20 protein-coding genes are annotated in these 20,220 nt (G+C 66.6%); 6 read left to right on the top strand and 14 right to left on the bottom strand.

The genetic code is table 11. The features are described from left to right. Positions 1–73: 73 nt before the first annotated feature. The gene (locus JKF87_RS07700; protein ID WP_201099075.1) at positions 74–1,036 is read right to left on the bottom strand and encodes a glycosyltransferase family 9 protein; all 963 of its coding nucleotides are present in this window, start codon (positions 1,034–1,036) and stop codon (positions 74–76) included. Between the two features lie 85 nt (positions 1,037–1,121). Here JKF87_RS07700 and JKF87_RS07695 point away from each other — a divergent pair, with 85 nt between their 5' ends. Both JKF87_RS07695 and JKF87_RS07690 read left to right on the top strand, forming a co-directional pair. Further along, positions 1,122–1,340, top strand: a complete 219-nt coding sequence (locus tag JKF87_RS07695) for a hypothetical protein (protein ID WP_201099073.1) — start codon at positions 1,122–1,124, stop codon at positions 1,338–1,340. Continuing rightward, complete coding sequence (locus JKF87_RS07690) at positions 1,337–1,885, top strand: hypothetical protein (protein ID WP_201099072.1); 549 nt, start codon at positions 1,337–1,339, stop codon at positions 1,883–1,885. The genes JKF87_RS07695 and JKF87_RS07690 overlap by 4 nt, the downstream gene beginning before the upstream one ends. Here the strand turns inward: JKF87_RS07690 and JKF87_RS07685 are convergent. Then, a complete protein-coding gene (locus JKF87_RS07685; RefSeq protein WP_201099070.1) occupies positions 1,882–2,799 on the bottom strand; it encodes a DUF4189 domain-containing protein in 918 nt (305 codons plus the stop codon). The genes JKF87_RS07690 and JKF87_RS07685 overlap by 4 nt on opposite strands. Positions 2,800–3,003: 204 nt before the next feature. Between JKF87_RS07685 and ygfZ the strand changes: the two genes are divergently transcribed. The 4 genes from ygfZ to JKF87_RS07665 all read left to right on the top strand — a co-directional run bounded on the left by ygfZ (position 3,004) and on the right by JKF87_RS07665 (position 5,989). Continuing rightward, on the top strand, positions 3,004–3,804 hold the full coding sequence (gene ygfZ, locus JKF87_RS07680) for a CAF17-like 4Fe-4S cluster assembly/insertion protein YgfZ (protein ID WP_201099068.1): 801 nt from the start codon (positions 3,004–3,006) through the stop codon (positions 3,802–3,804). 10 nt (positions 3,805–3,814) lie between these two features. Beyond that, positions 3,815–4,573, top strand: coding sequence for a 3-oxoacyl-ACP reductase (locus JKF87_RS07675; RefSeq protein WP_201099066.1), 759 nt, complete (start codon positions 3,815–3,817; stop codon positions 4,571–4,573). Positions 4,574–4,755: 182 nt separating this feature from the next. After that, positions 4,756–5,367 carry a DNA-3-methyladenine glycosylase I gene (locus JKF87_RS07670; protein ID WP_201099064.1) on the top strand — a complete coding sequence of 204 codons (612 nt, stop codon included), beginning with the start codon at positions 4,756–4,758 and terminating at the stop codon, positions 5,365–5,367. Beyond that, positions 5,348–5,989: a ribonuclease HII gene (locus tag JKF87_RS07665; protein ID WP_201099062.1), complete on the top strand. Its 642-nt coding sequence runs from the start codon at positions 5,348–5,350 to the stop codon at positions 5,987–5,989. Before JKF87_RS07670 ends, JKF87_RS07665 begins: the two co-directional genes overlap by 20 nt. Positions 5,990–5,994: 5 nt before the next feature. On the opposite strand, the gene JKF87_RS07660 is transcribed toward JKF87_RS07665, so the two are convergent. The 12 genes from JKF87_RS07660 to JKF87_RS07605 form a co-directional block, all read right to left on the bottom strand. Next, positions 5,995–6,195: a hypothetical protein gene (locus JKF87_RS07660; RefSeq protein ID WP_201099061.1), complete on the bottom strand. Its 201-nt coding sequence runs from the start codon at positions 6,193–6,195 to the stop codon at positions 5,995–5,997. Positions 6,196–6,348: 153 nt separating this feature from the next. Continuing rightward, on the bottom strand, positions 6,349–7,410 hold the full coding sequence (locus tag JKF87_RS07655) for a DNA adenine methylase (RefSeq protein WP_236261207.1): 1,062 nt from the start codon (positions 7,408–7,410) through the stop codon (positions 6,349–6,351). A 50-nt stretch (positions 7,411–7,460) separates the two neighbouring features. Beyond that, positions 7,461–8,903, bottom strand: coding sequence for a pyruvate kinase (gene pyk, locus JKF87_RS07650; RefSeq protein ID WP_201099059.1), 1,443 nt, complete (start codon positions 8,901–8,903; stop codon positions 7,461–7,463). Positions 8,904–9,040: 137 nt separating this feature from the next. Next, positions 9,041–10,744 carry an alkaline phosphatase family protein gene (locus tag JKF87_RS07645; RefSeq protein WP_201099057.1) on the bottom strand — a complete coding sequence of 568 codons (1,704 nt, stop codon included), beginning with the start codon at positions 10,742–10,744 and terminating at the stop codon, positions 9,041–9,043. Between the two features lie 83 nt (positions 10,745–10,827). Further along, positions 10,828–11,775: a DUF808 domain-containing protein gene (locus JKF87_RS07640; protein ID WP_201099055.1), complete on the bottom strand. Its 948-nt coding sequence runs from the start codon at positions 11,773–11,775 to the stop codon at positions 10,828–10,830. A gap of 81 nt (positions 11,776–11,856) precedes the next feature. Next, positions 11,857–12,216 (bottom strand): monovalent cation/H(+) antiporter subunit G, encoded by a 360-nt coding sequence (gene mnhG, locus JKF87_RS07635; RefSeq protein WP_201099053.1) that lies wholly within the window; start codon positions 12,214–12,216, stop codon positions 11,857–11,859. Further along, positions 12,213–12,494, bottom strand: a complete 282-nt coding sequence (locus tag JKF87_RS07630) for a K+/H+ antiporter subunit F (protein WP_201099051.1) — start codon at positions 12,492–12,494, stop codon at positions 12,213–12,215. The genes mnhG and JKF87_RS07630 overlap by 4 nt, the downstream gene beginning before the upstream one ends. Then, positions 12,491–12,979, bottom strand: a complete 489-nt coding sequence (locus tag JKF87_RS07625) for a Na+/H+ antiporter subunit E (RefSeq protein WP_201099049.1) — start codon at positions 12,977–12,979, stop codon at positions 12,491–12,493. Before JKF87_RS07625 ends, JKF87_RS07630 begins: the two co-directional genes overlap by 4 nt. Further along, positions 12,976–14,568: a monovalent cation/H+ antiporter subunit D gene (locus JKF87_RS07620; RefSeq protein ID WP_201099047.1), complete on the bottom strand. Its 1,593-nt coding sequence runs from the start codon at positions 14,566–14,568 to the stop codon at positions 12,976–12,978. Before JKF87_RS07620 ends, JKF87_RS07625 begins: the two co-directional genes overlap by 4 nt. Next, complete coding sequence (locus JKF87_RS07615) at positions 14,565–14,909, bottom strand: Na+/H+ antiporter subunit C (RefSeq protein ID WP_219353469.1); 345 nt, start codon at positions 14,907–14,909, stop codon at positions 14,565–14,567. Before JKF87_RS07615 ends, JKF87_RS07620 begins: the two co-directional genes overlap by 4 nt. Continuing rightward, a complete protein-coding gene (locus JKF87_RS07610; protein ID WP_201099045.1) occupies positions 14,906–17,818 on the bottom strand; it encodes a monovalent cation/H+ antiporter subunit A in 2,913 nt (970 codons plus the stop codon). Before JKF87_RS07610 ends, JKF87_RS07615 begins: the two co-directional genes overlap by 4 nt. Before the next feature lie 219 nt (positions 17,819–18,037). Continuing rightward, complete coding sequence (locus JKF87_RS07605) at positions 18,038–19,897, bottom strand: hypothetical protein (protein ID WP_201099043.1); 1,860 nt, start codon at positions 19,895–19,897, stop codon at positions 18,038–18,040. Positions 19,898–20,220: the final 323 nt, after the last annotated feature.

Here is a 20,220-nt window from a genome sequence, read left to right as displayed (position 1 = left end):
TCGCACGGGCCGAAAGCACAAATCTGCTTATGCGGAACGATAGGCCCTCGGGACAAGCCCGAGGGTGACGAAACTAGGAGGCCTTCAGCAGCTTCACCGCCGCCTTCAGCGCCCGCTCCCACGGCAGGTCCATCATGTGTTGGATCGCCTGGTTCAGGCGCGGGTCCAGCGCCTTGAACTCCTGGAAGCTGCGCGGGCCGCGGACCGACGCGCCCTGCCAGGGGCCACGGACGGTTTCGTCCGAGGGACCGAACACCGCCACCGTCGGCACGCCCGAAGCCACGGCCAGATGGGTCCAGATCGAGTCGGCGCCGACGTACAGCACCGCCTGCGACAGGGCCGCCGCCGTCTGCAGACGCGTCAGCTTGCCCTGAAGTTCGATCACCCGCGCGCGCGGCACGGCGTAGCGGATGGTGTGGGCGGATTCGCGGTCGAACTCTTCGCCCACCAGCATCAGCCGACCGCCCGCCAGAGGCCCGTCATCGGCCAGAAGCTTGGTCGCCACCTTGGCGTAGCGTTCGGCGGGCCAGCGCTTGCCCATCCATTCGACGCCGGGTCCGATAGCCAGGATCGGTCCGTCGCCGCCCGTGGTCGGGAACAGGGCCCGCGCCTCGGCCAGCGTCTGTTCCGAGGTGAATATTTTCGGCGCCGGGGCCTCGTGCGGCTCCAGCTTCAACACGGCGGCGGCGGCGACGACGGCGTGGACGCCGGGTTCATCCTTGCCCCGCACGGCCCGCTTCTGGCGCCGCAGCTTGCCCGACAGGGCCGAGCCGCGCATGTCCACGACCAGCCCCCATTTGGTCGCCCGCACCTGGTTCCACAGGGCGATCCAGTCGAAATGCCCCTCGCGCTCGAGCACGATCAGCTTGGCCAGGCGCGGCGTGTCGGCGAACAGGGGCGCAGACGCCGCCGATCCGACGATGGTGAAGCTGGCATTGGGCAGGCTGTCGACCAGATGCGCGAGCACGCCCGAAGACAGCACAGCGTCTTCGGCGTCCGCCTCGACGATATAGAGGATGGGGAAACGCCCGATCATTCGTTGATTGTTACAGGGATTCTGCCCCGGCTTCATCGGCAAACGACTGTTTCCACAGGCTGGGCCTATGGTTTAGAGCCTGTCCATGACCAAAACGACCGATCCCGCCGCCTCCGCCGCCCTAGAACGCTTCAAGGCGCAGCGGGTCACGGCCATCTATCGGCTGGACCTGATCGCCAAGGGCGCGACCATTTCCTACGAAGACGGCACGCCGGTGGACATGGCGTCGGAGAAGAAGCGGCTGGAAGCCGTGGTCGCCGACATGGACCGCCGCATCGCCCAGATCGAACGCGCTTTAGGGTGAGCCTGCCCCTGCTGCCGGATCGGGACTGCGGCGGATGCGTCGAATGCTGCCGCGTCATTCCGCTGAACCTGCCTGAGTTGGCCAAGCCCACCGGCGAACTGTGCGCCTATTGCGTGGACGGGGCGGGGTGTTCGGTTCATGCGATCCGACCCCAGACCTGCCGCGTCTGGTTCTGCCTGTGGCGGGTGGTCGAACTGTCCGACGACTGGCGCCCCGACCGCAGCGGCGTCATCGTGCGTCCTGACGGCGTCGAGGACGGGATCATCACCCTGTATGTCGTACGCCCGACCGAGTTCCTGGGCGTCGAAGACTTCTTCGTCACCGTCGCCGGATGGATCGCCGAAGGAATCGATGTCGCCCTGTCCATCCCCGGCCCGATCGGAACCTATCCCGCCCGTGCGGTGGTGACCGACTGGCTGAGGCCAGCGGTGGAGGCAGGCGATCACCCCGCCTTCGTCGACCGCGTCCTGCGTTCGCTGGACAAGCTGACGGAACATGACTTCCAGCCCGACGGGGTGACCGCGCGGTATGCGGTCGCCTCTTAGCGCGCCCTCCACGTGCTGAAGTCATGAACGAACTGGCCGCGGACGCGGCTGTTGAAGACAGCCTGAATGCTGCATGAGGCGGTGCGGTCGTTCTGGCGGCACAGGCGTTCAGCAGCCAGATGGGCGCGGCGCTCATTGGTTTCGACTGTGGCGAAATCCCGTTCTCCATCCAGGGTCGCGGCCTGGATGAAGCCGCCGCCGGTCTGGGCCGTGACGACGCATTTGTGCTTGGGGTTGGCCGCGCTGCAGGCGGCCAGGGCCAGGTTCGAGGCCTCTTCGCCTGTGCGATAGCCGCTGGCGACATAGAGTTTGCGGTCATAACCATTGGTCCCGTCCACCCAGGCGGCCGCCGCATGGGCCACACGCGCCTCCGGTCCCGGCCAGTAGCGGTCGATGCGCGAGTTCACGGTCCGTACGACCTCGCATGGCAGGGGCTGTTTGGACGAACACTCATCCAGAACCCGCTGACGCTGACGCCCGCCCTCACCCAGCCAGGCGACGTAGAAGGCGCCGTTGCGGTCGCGGATCACCGCCATGGAGGAATTGTTCCATTCGCCCGCAGACGCACACCCGCCCCCCATGGCGCGGTTGCACGCCTCCAGCGCCACATCCACCGACTCCCCCGGCCCCAGATAGTTGCCGTCGATCCAGATGTCCGAGGCGTCCGGGTGCCAGGCGATGGAGGCGTAGCTGTCATTGGAACGCGTGGGCCCGGCGTCGCCGCCGCTGGAATCGCGCATGCACAGGGGCATGGCGGCCACGCCCGGCCCGGCCTGGGTCATGCCCACCATCCGCTCGCCCGGCGCGCCGGAACAGGGCGACTGCGCCTGGGCCGATCCCGACGGCCACAGCACCCCAAGCGCCAGCGCCCCGGCCAGTCCCAGCATCGACCTGATGACGACAGACAACCTCATGACCCACTCCCGACCGAAAGCATGACAAGGCCCGCGCTTGCCGGGCCAATATTAGACAACGCTAAATAACTCAGGACGGCTGAGGGCGACAAGATGCCGCAGGTTGAAATCGACGCCACGTCCGTCCGCGCCGGGCGCCATGCGGCCCGGCTATTTTCACAGCAACGCCTTCTGAAGGCGGATCGCGCGTCCTATCTTGGGCCCATGCCTGTCGCCCTTCTGTCCAGCCGCGCCCTAATCGCCGTCACCGGCCCTGACGCCCGTCCTTTCCTGCACAATCTGCTGACGCAGGATGTCGAGACGATTGCACCCGGAGAGCTGCGTTTCGGCGCCCTGCTGTCGCCGCCGGGGCGGCTGCTGTTCGACCTTTTCATCCTTGGGACCGAGGACGGGCTTCTGCTGGACGTCGCCGCAGACCGGCGCGACGCCCTGATTCAGCGCCTGTCGATGTACAGGCTGCGCGCCAAGGTCGAGATCGCCGCCGACGACCGGCCCGTCCATGCAGGCTGGCCCGTGCCCGAGGAGGGCTTCATCGACGACCCGCGCACCCCGGCGTTGGGCGGCCGCCTGTATGGCGAGGCGGCGGCGGATGCGAACGAGGACGACTACAACCGCCACCGGCTGGCGGTCGGCGTGCCCGACCCGACCAATGACGCGCCGCAGGACAAGACCTATCCGATCGAGGCGGACTTCGACCTGCTGAACGGCATCGACTTCAGGAAGGGCTGTTTCATCGGCCAGGAGACGACCTCGCGCATGAAGCGGCGGGGCACGATCAAGAACCGGATGATGCCCCTGAGCTTTGACGGCGCGCCCTTTGAGTTCGGGGCAGAGGTGCTGAACGGCGAACTGCGCGCGGGTCAGGTGCTGAGCGGGCAGGACGGCGTGGTCATGGCCCTGCTGCGCGTGGACCGGCTGGACGGTGATCTGACCGTCGATGGGCGGCCTGTGCGCTTGCATCGTCCCGCCTGGATGGGCGAGGAAGCCCCCTCCTCCAACGCGTGAGTCTGAACCCATGAAGATCGCCGACCAGATCGTCATCGTCACCGGCGGGGCGCGCGGCGTCGGCGCCGCATCCGTGCGGACCTTCGCCCGTGAAGGGGCCCGCGTGGTGATCAACTGGCGCAACAGCGGCGATGCGGCGAACGCCCTGGCCGCCGAGATCGGCGAACGCGCCATCGCCATTCAGGCCGACGTGGCCGACCGGGCCTCGGTCGACGCCCTGGTCGCCCAGACGCAGGCCCATTTCGGCGGCGCGATCACAACCGTGGTCAACAACGCCCTGGACTACAGCTTCAACGGCGACGCCCGCGCCCAGATGACCGACATCAGCTGGGATGATCTGGCCGCCCAGTTCTCGACCGTCGTGCGCGGCGCCCTGAACGTCATTCAGGCCACGGCGCCCGGCATGGCGGCAGGCCGGTTCGGGCGCGTCGTCAACATCGGGACGAATCTGTTCCAGAACCCGGTCGTGCCCTACCACGACTACACCGCCGCCAAGGCCGCCCTGCTGTCCCTGACCCGCACGGCGGCGGGCGATCTGGGGCCCGACGGGATCACGGTCAACATGGTCTCCGGCGGCCTTCTGCGCACCACCGACGCCAGCGCCGCCACGCCAGATGCCGTCTTCGACCTGATCGCCGGCATGACCCCGCTGCGCTCGGTCACGACGCCAGAGGAGTTCGCCGATGCGGTGCTGTTCTTCGCCTCGCCCTGGAGCCGCGCGGTGACGGGCCAGAACCTGGTGGTCGACGGCGGGTTGGTTCGGGACTGAGTTTCTACCCTTCTCCCTTTGGGAGAAGGTGGCCCGCAGGGCCGGATGAGGGCCGCCCTCAACCAACGGCCCCTCACCCTTTCACGCCAGACCGATCACTGCGCTCTCGGGCGTTCAAACCCTCTCCCGACGGAAGAGGGTTTGAGCTTCCTACGCCCTGAACAAACTGGCAACATCATCCCATGACCGATTCAAACGCCGAGGGCCGTTGCGGGTGGTGCGGGACCACGGACCCGCTCTACATCGCCTATCACGACACCGAATGGGGCGTGCCGGAGCGTGATGCGCGCGCCCTGTGGGAGAAGCTGATCCTGGACGGATTTCAGGCGGGTCTGGCCTGGATCACCATCCTGAGGAAACGCGAGGGCATCCGCGACGCCTTCGACAATTTCGATCCCGAGATCGTCGCCCGCTATGGAGAGGACGACATCCAGCGCCTGCTGGGCGACGCCCGCATCATCCGCTCACGCGCCAAGATCAACGCCGCCATCCGGGGCGCGCAGATCTGGCTGGAGATGCGCGACAACGGCGAGGACTTCTCTGAATGGCTGTGGTCCTTCGTCGGCGGCGAGCCGATCCAGACCAACTGGAGCGATTTCCGAGAGGCGCCGGTCAAGACCGCACAGTCCGAAGCCATGGCCAAGGCGCTGAAGAAGCGCGGCTTCAACTTCTGCGGCCCGGTGATCGTCTATGCCTTCATGCAGGCCGTCGGCATGGTCAACGATCACCAGAACACCTGCTTCCGTCATGCTCAGGTTCGTGCGATGGCGGGGCATGGCCAAGACCTCCGCTAATCCCAAGACCTTCCCGACGCTGCATCTGGAAACCGTGCTGATCCAGCGGGTCAACGGTCACGTCTGCGGGGTGGATGAGGCCGGGCGCGGGCCGTGGGCCGGGCCGGTGTCGGCGGCGGCGGTGATCCTGAACCCCGACGACCTGCCGCCCGGGATTGATGACTCCAAGGCCCTGACCGAGAAACGCCGCGCGGTGCTGGAGACTGAGATCAAGGCCCGCGCCATCGCCTGGGGCGTGGGTTTCGCCTCGGTGGAGGAGATCGACGACCTGAACATCCTGCACGCCACAGGCCTGGCCATGTGCCGCGCCATCGAGGCCCTGTCGGTGCAGCCGGTGGCGGCCCTGGTGGACGGCAACTACCGCTTCAAACTGCCGTGCGAAATCCAGACGGTGGTCAAGGGCGACAGCCTGTCGCTATCCATCGCGGCGGCCTCGATCCTGGCCAAGACGGCGCGGGATCGGCTGATGATCGAACTGGACGCCGAACACCCCGGCTACGGCTTCGCCAGCCACAAGGGGTATAATGCGCCGTCGCATACGGAGGGTCTGCGCACGCTGGGCCCCTGCCCCGCCCACCGCCGCAGCTGGGCGCCGATCAGGGCCCTGCTGGCGGACGCCTGAGGCGCCTAGAACTCCAGATAGAGACCACCGACCAGCACGCTCAACAGGGCCGCAATCGCCGCCCCGGCCAAAAGCAGCATCCAGGTCGGCGGCGGACGCAGCGCAGGCTCGGCCTCCTCCTCCACCGCAACCGTCGGCTCGGCGTCGCGTGGGATGAAGTGCCGGGTGTTATGGGTGTAGCAGCGCGCCGTCTTCGTCTTTTCCACCCGAGCCCAGGATTTGGATTCCGTCGTCAAGGATCGACCGTCGTCCTTTTCGCGATGGCGTAATCGGGGCGATGAGAGGGGCGGTTCCATAGGCGGAAAACGGCAAGCCCTGATTCGGGTTCCGCTACGGCAAGGTGAAAAACCGCTTTTAATTCAGGCCGCGACCGGCAGAGCTACCGGCCGGTCAGTCACCACGAACAGGTACTCGACATTTCGCAGGCGCCCAATTCGGCCCACCTTCTCGCCTTTGGGGTTATGGATGCCGATGCGCGCGCCGACGTAGCGCGGGTGGGCGATCTCGACGACCTGGACATGACCGCGTGAGGCCAGCATGGCCTCCAGGTCCGCGCGGCTCAGATAGCCTTCGTCGTTGAAACTGACGATCAGATTCGGCGTCCTGATCCGCTCAATCACCGACTGCAGCGCCGGGCCGATGCCGGGGCGGCTGTTGAAGGCGCTCTTTCGCGTCTTCACGTCGATGCGCTTGTTGGCCACGCCATAGGTTTCGGGCTTGTCCCACAGGACCAGACTTTCCCAGCAGTGATAGTTGGCCAGGTAGGAGTGCTGGTTATAAGGCGGGTCCAGATAGACGAGGTCCGCATCGACCTGCGCAGCCATTTCCAGCGCGTCGCCATGGGTGGCGCGGCAGGGTCCATCGACGGCGGGAACGATGTCGGGCGTGCGCAGCTCCAGCGTCTTCAGCGCACGCGGCGCCCACTGTTTCATATAGGCCATCTGGACGCCTGCCGTGGAATCCACCCGGTCGGCGGCCTCCATCAGACTGACCAGGATGATGGCCTTCAGTTCCGGCTCTAGGTCCAGCACCTCGATCCGCTGGCGGATGGCGTCGATCCGGGCGCCGTTGTCGGGGTGGAAGAAGCGGGCGTCGTGGCAGAAGGCCTGGGTGAACCAGCCCGCCTGCGGCTGCACCGTGCGCAGTTCCGCCAGCACCGCCTCGACCCGCTCGATCCAGACCTCGCGGTCGGCCTGCACATAGGCAGTGGCCAGCATGTGAGCATAGGCGTTGTAGTCGTTGGACCAGACGCGAAAGCCCTGCTTCTTCAACGCATGACCGACCCGCGCGGTGCCGGAAAACAGATCGCAGACCAGTCCGCCCTGCGGCAGGACGCTGGATACGGCGCCGGTCACGTGCCCCAGCAGGGCGCGCTTGGAGCCGATGTATTTGATCATGCGCGAACCCGAGTCATTCCGCATCTTAGCCCTCTCCCGTCGCAAGAGGGAGAGGGCTGAAGCGGCGTGACGGTTTACTTCTTGCGGGCGCCCGACTTGGCGGCCGGGGCATGGGCCAGACGCAGCAGGTTGGCCGCGCCCGGCGCGCCGAACGGCGTCCCGGCCAGGATCAGAATGCGTTGGCCCGGCTCGGCCAGGCCGTATTTGATGGCGCTGTTGACCGCATCGTCGGTGACGTTCTCCAGCGAGTCCGGCTGGTCGCCCAGCCGCGTCTCCAGACCCCAGACCAGGGCCAGACGGCGCGCCGTGTTCGCATTAGGCGTCAGCACCAGAATCGGCTTCAGCGGACGTTCGCGCGCCATGCGTCGCGCCGTGCCGCCCAGGGTGGTGAACACCACCAGACATCCGGTCGACGGGGCGCTGGCGGCCATGGCGGCCGCCCCGACCAGGGCGTCCACGTCCTGCTCATCCATGCCGGCGTGTTCGGCGCCCATCAGGCTGGGCCAGTTCGGGTCGCGCTCGACCCGCTCGATGATGCGGCTCATGATCCCGACGGATTCCAGCGGATAGTCGCCGGACGCGGTTTCCGCCGACAGCATCAGGGCGTCCGCGCCCTCGTACACGGCGTTGGCTACGTCGGTGGCTTCGGCGCGGGTCGGGGCCGGGGCGCTGGTCATGGATTCCAGCATCTGAGTGGCCACGATCACCGGGACGCCGCGATTGCGGGCGGCGCGAACGATCTGTTTCTGCGCTACCGGCACGTCCTCGGGGTCCAGTTCGACGCCCAGATCGCCGCGCGCGACCATGACGCCGTCGCAGTAGTCGAGGATGGCCTCCAGATCCGCCAGGGCCGCCGGCTTCTCGATCTTGGCCAGGCAGGCGGCCTGACCGTTCACGATCCGCTTCAGTTCGGCCATGTCCTCGGGCTTTTGCACGAAGCTGAGGGCCACCCAGTCGACGCCGAGGCGCAATGCAAAGGCCAGGTCTTCGCGGTCCTTGGGGGTCAGGGCCGACACCGGAATGACGGCTTCCGGCACGGCCACGCCCTTGCGGTCTGACAGTTTGGAGCCGCTTTCGACCGTCACATCGGCCCATTCGTCGGTGCGTTCGCCGACGCGCAGACGCACGCGGCCGTCGTCCAGCAGCAGCAGCATGCCCTTGCGCAGGGCCTTGAAGATTTCGGGGTGCGGCATCTGCACCCGCGTCTCGTCGCCCGGCTCGGGGTTCAGGTCGAACCGCATCTGATGGCCCGGCTTGACCGAGATCTCGACGTCCTTGAACCGGCCCAGGCGCAGTTTCGGCCCCTGCAGGTCAGCCAGGATGCCCAGCGGACGCTGCAACGCCATTTCGGCGCCGCGCACCGCCTTGAAGGCGGCGGCGTGGTCTTCGTGCGAGCCGTGGCTGAAGTTCAGGCGAAACACGTCCACCCCGGCCTGGGCCAGGGCTTTGACGGTGCCGGGCGCACGGCTTGCGGGCCCCAGTGTCGCGACGATGCGGGCGCGGCGGGCTCTGTTCATGGACGTTTCCTGTCAGCTCTCAAGTGTCACCCTTGCGGACGACATGGGCGATTTGCCCCCTTGTGCCTTTGAAACTTCCTTAGCGTAAGGCCGCCACCCCGCCGGGAAACACGAGTTTATGACCCCGAAACAGGAGTTTATCTGGCGGGCGTCAATTCCGTCGCTGGACAGTCCGAAACGGCGAAGCCGTTCAGGTCCATGCAGCGGCCTTCGACCTTGGGCGCGGGCACGCCCATGACATGGGCCAGGGTCGGGGCGATGTCGATGGTGCGGATCGGCAGGAACCGCTCCTCGCCGTGCGCGCCGGGCCACCAGAAGATGATCGGCACGCGGCGGTCGTACTCCCACGGGGTGCCGTGACCGGCCAGGGTGCCGCCGACCCGTCCCCCCAAATTGGCGGCCTGGGCGAAGGCGATCAGGATGTCAGGCGAACGCTCCGGCAGGGTCGACAGGCGCATCCGTTCGCGCACCGTCATCATCTCGGGCTGGCGGCTGTCGGGCAGCGGGTCGGTCAACAGGCGGTCGCGTGTTTCAACAAAGGCCACGTCCGGCACGGCCCGCAGCAGCTCCACGGCGGCCTCGGCCACCTGAGTGCGCAGCGGATCGGCCAGAGAGCGGCGCTCCTTGTCCGCCACCATCAGGCCGCTGCCGCCCATCTGCAGGGGATTGGCGTCCAGATTGAAGCGTTGGCGCAGGGTGGCGTTGATCGCGGCGATCGGCGCCAGGTCGACGCGGTGCGCCTCGGGATAGCCGTTCTGGTGCAGACGCTCGACAAAGTCCGAACCGCCATGGTCCGCCGTCAGCACCACCAGAGCCCCGCCCGGAACCTGAGACAGCTTGTCCAGGAAAGCGCCCAGAGCGGTGTCCAGACGATACATCTGCTCGCACATCTCCGGCCCCTGGGTGCCGTACATATGGCCGATGCGGTCGGTGCCGGACAGGCTGACCCCCAGCATGTCGGTAGTCGCGCCTTGGCCCAGTCGCTGGGTCTCCAGCAGGTATTCGGCGGCCTTCAGCGTCTGTTCGTCCAGCAGCGGCGAGGTGTCGAACTTCAGACCCGCGGGCGGCAGCACCGAATGGAAGGTCTGGCCGCGAATGGTCCAGTCGCCGGACCGAGCGCGGCACTCATCGCGCTGATAGTCCCAGGTCACCGGGTTTGCTTCCATCCAGGCCTTGAAGCCGGTGTTGAAGGCGGCGACGGGCGCCAGTTTGGCCTGCGCCGTCTGGCCCGGCTCGACAAAGGTGGTCAGTCCGAAGCCGTCGGTGAACCAGAAGGCCTGCCCCTGATGACCGGCCAGATTGATCGCGCCGCGATCCTTGCCTGACACGGCCATGACCTTGCTGTTGGGGCTGATGGCCTTCAGCCAGTCGCCGACAGTGGTGGCGCGCAGTTGGTCCGGGCCGACGGGGCCGTTGTCGGTATCGTCACGACCATGCGCCAGATGGTTCTGCGGCGCGGCCAGACAGTAGATCTCCTTGCCCGTCCTGGTGTCGATCCAGTCGTTGGCCGGAATGCCCGTTTCGGTCGGATGCATGCCCGTCAGGACGGTGGAGTGGCCCGGGCAGGTCTCGGTCAGGCCGTGGGTCTGATAGCCGTTGGTGGACACCAGCCCCTGATCGGCCATGCGGCGCAGGCCGCCCGTGTATTGGCTGCGGTACTGGTTGAACAGATTGGCGCTGAACTGATCGACGACGATGGTCACGATCAGCTTGGGCGGGGCAAGAGCCGCCGCCGAAACCTGGGGCGCTGCCTGCGGCGCGGGCGCTGTCTGGGCATTGGCCGCGCCCCCGAAGGCTACAGCGGCCAGAACCGCAAGGGCGGCGATACGCGGCAAGGACATCAGCAACTCCGACAAGGACCAGCGGGCTTTAGCGGGTCGGGATTGCAGTCGCGTGACAGCCCCCTCCCCCGTGACGATCCGTCCTAGTGCGATTCCTTGGGGCGCAAACGCCCAAGCTGACGGACAAGAAGCACGATGACCCCGCCCACGATCAGGCCGATGATCGCCGAACCCAGGGCGGTCACCAGCCAGCTGACGACGCCATGCAGGGGCCCGAATACCTGGCCGACGACATGTGCGATGTGTTCCAGCGGCTCTGCCGGCCAGTGCAGACCCAGCGTATGCGTGCCGTGCACCAGAATGCCGCCGCCGACCCACAGCATGGCCGCCGTGCCGATGCCGGACAGGGCGTCCAACACCACGGGCATGCCCTTGACCAGCCCGCGTCCGAACGCCCGCATTCCGCCGCCGCCTGCACGCTTGGCCAGGTGCAGGCCGATATCGTCCATCTTCACGATCAGGCCGACCACGCCATAGACGGCGACGGTCATCAGCACCCCGACAACCACCAGCACCGCCGCCTGGGTCAGGATCGGCTGGTGCGCCACATCGGCCAGGGAAATGGCCATGATCTCGGCGGACAGGATCAGGTCGGTCCGCACCGCCCCCGCCACGGTCGTCTTTTCGATCAGGGCGGCGTCGCCCTGGACCACCGCCGCCTCGGCATGGCCGCCATGGCCGAACGCCTCCAGCAGTTTCTCCGCACCTTCGAAACACAGATAGGTCCCGCCGCACATCAGGATCGGCGTGATGGCCCAGGGCGCGAACGCCGTCAGCAGCAGGGCGATCGGCAGGATGATGATCAGCTTGTTGCGGAACGACCCCATCGCGATCTTGGCGATGATCGGCAGTTCCCGGCTGGGCGCCAGACCGGTGACATAGCGGGGCGTCACCGCCGCATCATCGACCACCACGCCCGCCGCCTTGGTCGAGGCCTTGCCGGCCGCCGCCCCGACATCGTCGATCGACGCCGCCGCCAGTTTGGCGATGCCCGCCACGTCATCGAGCAAGGCGATCAATCCGGAGGGCATAGGGCGTCCTGATGAAAAAGAGGTCGTTTCCGACCTAGGCTGACCGACGGCGGCTGTCGATCATCTTTCATCGCAACGCTTTCAGGATTGCGCCGACTTCTCCTTGGTCGCCGGAACCTTCTTCTTGCCCTCGGTGCGGTCGCGGAAGATGGCGGCGCGGGCCAGAAGGGTCAGGGTCACCGGCGTCGTCACGGTCAGGAACAGCCCGATCAGGATCTCGCGCGGCATGAAGCGCCCGTCGATGATCGTGAAGAAGACGGTCGAGGCGATCAGCACCAGAACCATGCCCAGGGTCGCGCCCAGCGTCGGGGCGTGCACCCGCTCATAAAAGGTCCTGAAGGTCGTCAGGCCCACAGCGCCCAGCAGCGACAGCCCCGCCCCCAGGATCGCCAGCGTCACGATCAGAATGGCCGCCCACAGCGGCAGGTCTGCGCCCGTCATTCGATCACCTCGCCGCGCATCAGGAACTTCGCCAGGGCCACGGTCGCCGCAAAACCCAGCATGCCGATGATCAGGGCCGCCTCGAAATAGAGCGGGCTGCCGGTGCGGATGCCGAACACGACGATCAGCAGCATGGCGTTCAGATAAAGCGCGTCCATGCCCAGGATGCGGTCCTGCGCGCGTGGCCCGCGCGCGATCCGCCACGCCGTCAGTCCCATGGCCGCGACCAGCATCAACTGGGCCAGCCCCAGACCCCAGGCGAGCACCAGCGCGCTCATTCGAAAATCTCCATCAGGCGGCGCTCGTACCGGGTCTTGATCAGTTCGATCCATTCATCTTCGTCAACCAGATCAAGCACATGCAGCAGCAGTTGGCCGGTCGCCGCCTCATATTCGACCCACAGGGTGCCGGGCGTGCTGGTGATGATGATGGCCAGGACCGCCAGACCATGCCGGTCGCGCATCTGCAGCGGAATATGGATGAAGCCCGCCTTACGCTCATGGCGGCGACGGCCCAGGATCACCCACGCCACCTCCCAGTTCGAGCGGATAACATCGACGGCCACCACTGCGGCAAGCTGCAGGACAGCCTTGGGCGAGCGGATCCGCACCCGGTCCACGCTCAGCACCCGCATCACCTGCGGGGCCAGGACCGCCGCCAGGGCGGCCAGGGCCAGGGATGGCGGCGCCACCGAAGCGCTCATCAACAGCGAGGCCGCAAACAGACCCAGCGACAGGATGGGATGGGGGAACACGGCCCTCATTGTCCGTCTCCCAACACGGCCTGCACATAGGCCTGCGGCTGGGCCAGCCATTCCGCCGTATGCTGGGTGTAGAGCAGGCCCGAACCACCGAACACGGCCAGCAGGACGCAGGCGCCCAGAAGCCCGGTGATGGCGGTGAACTCGGCCGCGCCCACGACCGGCGGCGGCGCATCTTCTTCACGCACCCAGATGGCGCCCACGCCAAGCCGCGTCAGACCAATCATTGCGCCCAGGCTGGACAGGGACAGGAAGGCGATCACCACCCACGAGGCGGTCCCGCCCGCCCCGATCAGGGCGTCGATCATGGCCAGCTTGCCAATGAAGCCGGCCAGAGGCGGCAGGCCCGCCACCATCAGGGTGCAGATCAGGAACAGACCGCCCAGCGCCGCCACGGCGCCGGGGATGACCAGACCGGGCTCGTTGCGCTCCTCGTCATGGAAGGGGTCGCGGTATTCGTCATCGAACACCGCCCGCAGTTGCAGGCCATCCTCCTCCCTGCCCCGCTGCAGCACCTCGCCGAGCAGGAACAGCGCCCCGCAGGCCAGGGTCGAGCCGACCAGATAGAAGATGGCCCCGCCCAGCGCCTCGGTCCCGCCCAGGCCCACGATGGTCAGAACCGTGCCGGACGACACCATGACGCCGAAGCCCGCGCCCTTTGACAGGTCGTGCGAGCCGATCAGACCCGCCGTGCCGAAGGCGACCGTGGCCAGTCCCCCGACCATGATCCAGGTCTGGCCGAAGCCGTGCGACAGGCCCGCCCCCTCGCCGAACAGCAGCAGGCTGAGGCGGATGATCACATAGACCCCGACCTTGGACAGGATGGCGAAGACGGCGGCCGTGGGCGCGCTGGCCGCCGAATAGGCGGGCGTCAGCCAGAAGCCCAACGGCCACATGGCGCACTTGATCAGGAAGGCGACGCCCAGCACCGCCGCGCCGATGTGGAACAAGCCCCGGCTGTCGGCGGCGATCTGCGGGATGCGCACAGCCAGATCGGCCATGTTCAGCGTGCCGGTCACCCCATAGATCAGGCTGACCCCGATCAGGAACAGAGAGGATGCGGTGATGTTGACGGCGATATAGGTCAGCCCCGCCCGGATGCGCCGCTCGCCCGATCCATGCAGCACCAGGCCGTAGGAGGCCGCCAGCATGATCTCGAAGAAGACGAACAGGTTGAACAGGTCGCCGGTCAGGAAGGCGCCGTTCACCCCCATGATCAGCAGCAGGAACAGGGCGTGGAAACGCGGCCCCGCCCGGTCCCAGCGCGCCAGGGCGAAGATCAGCGAACAGGCGCCCAGCACGCTGGTCAGGGCCACCATCAGCGTCGACAGCCGGTCCGCGACCAGCACAATGCCGAAGGGCGCCATCCAGTCGGCCAGACGATAGACGCGCGCGGTGTCCCCGCCGCCCGTGGCGCCCGTCGCGCTTTCCTGCAGCAACACCAGCGCCATCACCAGAATGGCGGCCATGGCCCCCAGGCTGAGCGCGCCCTTGAGCACGCGGCGGCGCTCGTCAAACAGCAGCATGGCCGCCGCCACCGCCATGGGCAGGACGATGGGGCCGACGATCAGATGGGTCTGCCAGATGCTCATGCCTCAGGCTCCTTGCCGTCGACATGGTCGCTGCCGGTGATGCCGCGCGCCGCCAGGATCACCACCAGGAACAGGGCCGTCAGGGCGAACCCGATGACGATGGCGGTCAGGACCAGGGCCTGCGGCGTCGGGTCGGTATAGTGGCTTGGGTCGATATTATCGCCCTTGAGCACCGGCGGCGCGCCCGTGCGCAGCCGTCCCATCGCCACGATGAACAGGTTGACGGCATAGGACAGCAGCGCCAGCCCCATGATGACCTGGAAGGTGCGCGGGCGCAGCAGCAGCCACACGCCGGACGCCGCCAGCACGCCAATCGCCAGCGCGAGCACAAGCTCCATCATTGTGCGCCCTCCTCATCCTGCGGTCGTGATTTGCGCAGCGACTGGTGCGCCAGGGCGACCAGCATCAGCACCGTCGCGCCCACGACCAGGACAACCACGCCCAGATCGAACACCACCGCGCTGGCCAGAGGCACCCGGCCCAGGATCGGCAGGTCGGCGTACTCGAACCATGTGGTCAGGAACGGCTGGCCGAACACCCAGGCGCCCACGCCGCTGGCCACCGAGATCAACAAGCCCAGACCGATCCAGACGATGGGCCGGATGGTCAGCCGCTCTTCAACCCAGCGGGCGCCGGAGGCCATGTATTGCAGCACGAAGGCGATGGCGACGGCGATCCCCGCCGCGAACCCGCCGCCCGGCAGGTCATGCCCGCGCAGGAACAGATGCGCCGCCAGCAGCAGGATGAAGGGGAACATCCAGCGCATGACCACGCGCGGGATCAGCATGGTCTCCTTCAGGGTGTCGCCCTCGGTGCGATTGTCGCGGTCGCGATCCGACTTGTTCTGCACCCGCTTCTGGCTGGGTTCGGGCAGGCTGTCGCTGGCCGGACGGAACCGGCGCAGCAGGGCGAAGATGGTCAGGCCCACAATGCCCAGCACCGTGATCTCGCCGAAGGTGTCGAAGGCGCGGAAGTCGACCAGGATCACATTGACGATGTTGCGTCCGCCCGCATCCTTGTAGGCGTGCTCGACAAAGAAGCGCGAAATCCCCTCGACCGCCGGGCGGGTCATGATCGCATAGGCGACGACCGCCAGCGACAGACCGACTGCGCCGGCGATGATCAGGTCGACACGACGGCGCAGGCGCGACCGGCGCTCCAGACCGGCAGGCACCGGGATCGTCTCCAGACGCTTGGGCAGCCAGCGCAGACCCAGCAACAGCAGAACCGTCGTCACCACCTCGACCAGCAACTGGGTCAGGGCCAGATCGGGCGCCGAAAGCCAGACGAACGAGATGCAACTGGCCAGACCCGCACCGCCCATCAGGACCACCGCCGCCAGCCGGTGATATTTGGCCTGCCAGGCCGCAGCGACGGCGCAGCCCGCGCCTACCAGCCAGATGCCTGCAAAGGCCAGATCGGCCAGATCAGGCGCGGCGACCATCGGCAGGACGCCGATCCCCGCGCTGACGCCCGCGACCGCGCCCGCAAGCAGGGCGACCAGGACGATGCCGCGCAACTGCGGCTGCAGACGCTCGGTGCCGAACACCCGCACCAGCATGGCCGCGCCCTTGGCCAGGCCCGTCATGGCGCGCTCGAACATCCAGCCGCCGTTCAGCTTCTGCCAGCCCCACGGCGCACCGCGGGGGTTGTTGTTGATGCGCTTGCCGAAGATCACATACAGCAGCACCCCGCCCGCCAGCGCCGTCAAGCTGAGAAACAGCGGCAGGTTGAAGCCGTGCCACAGGGCCAGGCTGTAATAGGGCAGCTCGAAGCCCAACACCGACACGGCGGCGCTTCTCAGGAAAGGGCCGACGGTGATGGCGGGCAGAACCCCGACCAGCAGACACAGGCCGACCAGAATCTCGACCGGGCGCCGCATCCATGCGGGCGGCTCATGCGGGACGCGGTCCAGCTCGGTCGGCGGCGGACCGAAGAAGGTGTTGTGAATGAAGCGCAGCGAATAAAGAACGCTGAAGGCGCTGGCCAGGGTCGCCAGGAAGGGCAAGGCCGTGCTCAGGGCGTTGGCGTTCGAGTTGGCCACGGCCTCGGCCAGGAACATCTCCTTGGACAGGAAGCCGTTCAGCAGCGGCACCCCCGCCATCGCCGCCGCCGCCACCATGGCCAAGGTCGCGGTGAAGGGCATGAATTTGAACAGGCCGCTGAGTTTGCGCATGTCGCGCGTCCCGGCTTCATGGTCGATGATGCCGGCCGCCATGAACAGCGACGCCTTGAAGGTGGCGTGGTTGACCGTGTGGAAGATGGCCGCGATCAGGGCCAGCGGCGTGCCGAACCCGACCAGCAGCACGATCAGACCCAGATGGCTGATGGTCGAATAGGCCAGCAGGCCCTTCAGATCATGCTGGAAGATGGCGCACCAGGCCCCGATCAGCAGGGTCGCCAGACCGGCGCCCCCGACCAGCAGATACCAGATGTCCGTTCCCGCAAAGACCGGCCAGAAGCGGATCAACAGGAAGACGCCCGCCTTCACCATCGTCGCCGAGTGCAGATAGGCGCTGACCGGCGTGGGCGCGGCCATGGCGCGCGGCAGCCAGAAGTGGAACGGGAACTGCGCGCTCTTGGTGAAGGCCCCCAGCAGCAACAGCAGCAGGGCGGGCGTGTACATGGGGCTGGTCTGGATCAGGTCGCGTGAGGCCAGAACCACGTCCAGATCATAGCTGCCGACGATGTTTCCGATCAGGATCATCGACACCAGCAGGGCCAGACCGCCCGTCGCCGTCACCGTCAGAGCCATGCGCGAACCTTCGCGCGCCGACGGGTTCTGGTGCCAATATCCGATCAGCAGGAAGGAGAAGAGGCTGGTCAGCTCCCAGAACACCACCAGCTGGATGATGTTGCCCGCCAGCACGACCCCCTGCATCGCGCCCATGAAGGCCAGCAGGAAGGAGAAGAAGCGCGGCACCGGATCCTTCGGCGACATGTAATAGCGCGCATAAAGCACCACCAGCGCCCCGATCCCCAGGATCAGACAGCTGAACAGCCACGACAGCCCGTCCAGCCGCACCACCAGATTGATGCCCAGCGACGGCAGCCATTCGATCTCATGCCGCAGCGTCTCTCCGTCCTGGAAGCGGGGCCACAGCGCCGCCAGACAGACCAGGCTGACCAGGGCGATGACCCACGACAGGATCGCCGCAGATGTCCGCGCATGTCGGGGCAGACCGGACGCGATCAGGGCGCCGATGAACGGCAGGGCGAGGATGACAAACAGCAGAAGACTGACGGACATGTGGCGGGTCGTCTTCTCCGAAAAGGAAACATGGGAACGGCGAACGCGGGCGAAGCCGCACGTCCGACTCACCCAGACTTACGGTCTCATGTCCATCAGGTCAAAGCGACGCCTTGGCGCGGGCGGCAAATGTTCAATCCATATGGCGGTTATGAAAGGCATGATGAATCCAAGGCTTGGGCGACCTTCCCTGCTGAGAAGGCCGCCCTGCCCGCCGCCTCATCTATCGCGAAATTGAACGCTCCAGCCGCCAGTCCAGCTGCGGCCCGGATTGTCCGCCTGACACCGCACGACTGTCCGCAACGGCCCGACCGGCGTGCGATAGACGCCGCCGTTCACCGCAGCGGGCTCACAGCTCAACCCCTGCCCCTGGAACGCGGCGACATCCCCCAGCGCAAAAACGACGCCCTGATCCGCCGACTGGGCGCCGGACGAGAAGGTCCCCAGCTCCAGATCGACCTTTTGTATCGCCACGCCCCGACGCGCCGTGATCTCGTCGCGGCGTGTGATCCGGCCGGGCGACAACTCATAGACGGTTCTGGCGCTGACCCGGTCGTCGCGGACCGGCGCCGCCTGCCCCATCCTGTCCATGGCCGGCAGGCTGTAGGTCAGGCGTGTGGTCTGGCCGGCGACCTCGACCTTCACATTCGTGAACCACGACAGGGGCTGAAGCACGCTTCCGTCCGACAGGGTCACGCGCGGCAGAAGCTGCGGATAGGTCTCGTCCGCCGCCCCGGCCAGAACGCCCGGCGAATAGGGAACGGGGAAGTACGGATTGTTCATATGCTGACCGGGGCCGCCGTTGATCAACGGCAGGCCGATCACCCGGTCGCCATCGCGATAGGTGATCAGCAGCCGGTCCTCAGCCCCCTTGGAGAACCATGTCGTCGTCGAACGCGGCAGGGTTTTCAGCCAGTCCGCATAGCCCGCATCCGGCGCCCGGTCGCGATAGCCACGCTGGTTCCACAGGGTGTTGGTGTAAAACAACTGGTGCGACAGGCTGATGTTCTCACCCAGAATCCGGTGCTTGCCGCGATAGTCGTCAGTCTTCCGCCCGTGATCCCACAGGTTCACTGAGCCCGTTCCGCTGTCCTGCCAGAAATCGACATAGCGGGCGGCGATGCGAGACGAGAAGGCATAGGCCATCCGCTCTTCTTCGTCGGTCAGCAGGTCCAGTGAGGCGGCGGCGGTCAGCACCTCAAGGAAGGCAGTCTCGCCATAGGCGCCGATGCTGCGGCCATATTCAAATCCCTCGCCACGCAGGTTGAAGCGGGGCAGCAGCAGGTCGACCGAACGCCGCAGCCAATCCTTGACCTCCTGCGGCGGGGCGACACCGGTTTCGATGAAACGCTGGGCGATTTCTCCGATCAGAAGCACGCTGTAGCGGTCGAAACGCCCCTCTCCCGTGGTTTCGTCGGCGAAGCCGAACTCACCAGAGTACTGACGGAAATGCTCCAGCGTCTTGGCCAGCAGGGCTTCGCTGGCGGACGTGTCCTCCCAACCCATCAGATAGCGCAGGCGCGCGATGCTGTAGGCTACGCCGTAATAGTTGTTGGGCAGGTTGATCAGGGTCAGATCGTCCTGACGCACGAACCGCCGCCAATCCAAGTTCTGACGCAATTGCGCCAGCGTCTGGGGCGACACGGCCTGACCCAGCAGCCCGGCTTCGTTCAGCTGATGCAGGGCGGACATGTAGTAATAGATGCCCCAGCTGTCGTTCGCATCCTCCAGCGTCAGTTCCGACAGGCGTCGGAATCCGTCCAGAAAGCGGGCGCGGCGCGGGTCGCCTTCCGGCGCCTCGATCACCGCATGGGCCAGACCGATGGCGATCTTGCCCGGCAGGAACTTGTCGTTCGCCTCAAACACCCGAACCCCGTCCAGCGTCATGCTGCGGCCCTCGGTCATCAGTTGATCCAGCAGGGCGTCCATCTGCGGCGAGACGCGGTTGACGATGGTGGCGTTCATGGCCGGAGCGGTCTGATACAGGACGCCGCGCTCGACCTGGGCGCTGGCGGCCCCCGCGAGAACAGCCCCCATCGCCAGACCGAACACGCAACCCATCAATGGCGAACGAGACATAGGAAGTCCTTGGAACAGAGGAAAAGAGACTGATCGGTTGAAAGCAGCGGAGCGACGGATCTGAGCGTTCAGGCCGGTGGCGGGGGATGCGAAAGGACTGCGACGCGACGTGAAGAAACTCGAAAGAGAAAAGCGGTGTTCGAAGGTCTGAATCGTATTGCCCGACGCCCATCTGATAGCGTTCACACTCGACCACGCAGGCCCGAATGCCTCACCTCCCAAGATGCTTGGCGACGCCGCAGCTGATCGTGGCGGACACTGAATAATTCTCCTAACCACTCGTTTCGCCTCACTTTTTTGTCGCACCGAAAGCCCTGAAAGAT

The sequence above is a fragment of the Brevundimonas nasdae genome (assembly GCF_016654005.1).
Lineage (GTDB): Bacteria > Pseudomonadota > Alphaproteobacteria > Caulobacterales > Caulobacteraceae > Brevundimonas > Brevundimonas nasdae.
This window is presented reverse-complemented; position numbering and strand designations above follow the sequence as displayed.